The sequence below is a fragment of the Oleiphilus sp. HI0061 genome, assembly GCF_001635675.1.
Genome location: NZ_LWFE01000866.1, coordinates 1 through 1877, shown reverse-complemented (window position 1 = coordinate 1877; position 1877 = coordinate 1). Strand labels below are relative to the sequence as shown.

The 1877-nt window shown below is 44.4% G+C and carries 4 protein-coding genes and 1 pseudogene; all 5 read right to left on the bottom strand.

The genetic code is table 11. The annotated features are described in order from the left end of the window. A pseudogene (gene rplV / locus A3735_RS29615) lies at positions 1 to 74 on the bottom strand (50S ribosomal protein L22); the annotation flags it as partial. Between the two features lie 18 nt (positions 75 to 92). Beyond that, entirely contained in the window at positions 93 to 368 is a 276-nt protein-coding gene (gene rpsS / locus A3735_RS10255; protein ID WP_068508516.1) for a 30S ribosomal protein S19, read from the bottom strand. A 20-nt stretch (positions 369 to 388) separates the two neighbouring features. Continuing rightward, positions 389 to 1216 carry a 50S ribosomal protein L2 gene (gene rplB, locus A3735_RS10250; RefSeq protein ID WP_068508514.1) on the bottom strand — a complete coding sequence of 276 codons (828 nt, stop codon included), beginning with the start codon at positions 1214 to 1216 and terminating at the stop codon, positions 389 to 391. Positions 1217 to 1231: 15 nt separating this feature from the next. Next, the gene (rplW, locus tag A3735_RS10245; protein WP_068508512.1) at positions 1232 to 1525 is read right to left on the bottom strand and encodes a 50S ribosomal protein L23; all 294 of its coding nucleotides are present in this window, start codon (positions 1523 to 1525) and stop codon (positions 1232 to 1234) included. Then, on the bottom strand, positions 1522 to 1877 hold a 356-nt coding region (gene rplD / locus A3735_RS10240; RefSeq protein WP_156499586.1), incomplete at its 5' end, for a 50S ribosomal protein L4. The genes rplD and rplW, both read right to left, overlap by 4 nt.

The following is a 1877-nucleotide window of genomic DNA, read 5'->3' as shown; positions in this document are numbered from 1 at the left end:
CGGATCTGATCTGCTACCAAACGTGCCTTCTGAGCAGATAGACGAGCACCTCTATGCTTTGCAGCTACTTCCATCTCAATATCCTCTCAGAATTATCGCTTCGCTTTCTTATCGGCATCATGACCCCGATAAGTACGCGTTGCAGCAAATTCACCTAATTTATGACCAACCATATCTTCGGTTACATAAACAGGAACGTGTTGACGTCCGTTATGAACCGCAATAGTCAGGCCTACCATCTCAGGAAAAACAGTTGAACGACGAGACCAAGTCTTAATTGGTTTCTTGTCACCTTTTTCCAGAGCCGTTTCTACTTTCTTCAATAAATGAAGGTCTATAAATGGACCTTTTTTCAAAGAACGTGGCACAGCGTAACCCTCTTAGTTAATTACTTAGCCGACCGACGACGTACTATCATCTTGTCAGTGCGTTTGTTCTTGCGAGTTTTATAGCCTTTAGTAGGTACACCCCAAGGAGTAACAGGGTGACGACCACCAGAGGTTCGCCCTTCACCACCACCATGTGGGTGGTCAACTGGGTTCATAACAACACCACGCACCGTTGGTCGAATACCGCGCCAACGTGATGCACCCGCTTTACCTAATTGCCGTAGGCTGTGCTCACTGTTTGAAACCTCACCCAAAGTAGCTCGACATTCAACAAGAACCTTACGCATTTCACCAGAACGCAAACGAAGAGTTGCATAAGCACCTTCTCTTGCTACTAGCTGCGCAGAAGTACCTGCACTACGAGCGATTTGAGCGCCTTTACCAGGCTTCAATTCAACACAGTGGATAACACTACCCACAGGAATATTTCGAATAGGTAAGGTACTGCCTACTTTTATAGGAGCATCTTCACCCGAACGAATCTCTTGACCGACTTCAACACCTTTAGGAGCAATAATGTAACGACGCTCGCCATCCATATACTTCAGCAATGCGATGTGCGCTGAACGATTTGGATCGTGCTCGATACGCTCAACAACAGCTGGAATGCCGTCTTTTGTGCGCTTGAAGTCAACAACACGATAGTGCTGCTTATGACCGCCACCCTTGTGACGAACAGTAATACGACCGTTGTTATTACGACCGCCATTTTTAGATTTCTTTTCAACTAACGGCGCATAAGGACGACCCTTGTATAAATGAGGGTGTACTACCTTAACGACATGACGACGGCCGGCAGATGTTGGTTTGGTTTTTACGACTGGCATAATTCGACCTCTACCTTATTCCACGTCCATGAAATCGATATCCTGACCTTCTGCCAATTTGACATAAGCCTTACGAATATCTTTGCGCTTACCAAGACCGTTCTTAGTGAACTTAGTCTTGCCTTTAATATTTACAGTTTGAACTGCTTCAACTGTAACATTGAAAAGTTTCTCAACAGCCTTCTTGATTTCTGGCTTGCTAGCATCCGCAGCAACCTTAAAACAAACCTGGTTGTTCTCTGCTGCCATAGAAGCTTTTTCAGAAATATGAGGACCTAAAAGAACCTTATAGATACGTTGTTCATTCATCCCAACATCTCCTCAATCTTTTTAAGAGCAGAAACTGTGACAACCACCTTATCGAAACCAACAAGACTTACAGGGTCAACACTTTCCGCATCACGCACATCCACTTTAGGGATATTGCGAGACGCCAAATATAAGTTTTGATCAATTTCTTCAGAAATGATCAAAGTACTATCTAGCAAACCCTGCTCTTTCAACTTAGCAGTCAGCTCTTTTGTCTTTGGCTCAGCAACAGTTAGCTCTTCAACAACCAACAAACGCTCCTGACGAACCAACTCTGACAAAATAACCTGCATCGCTGCACGATACATTTTACGGTTTACTTTTTGAGAGTGATCTTGCGGCTTCGCAGCAA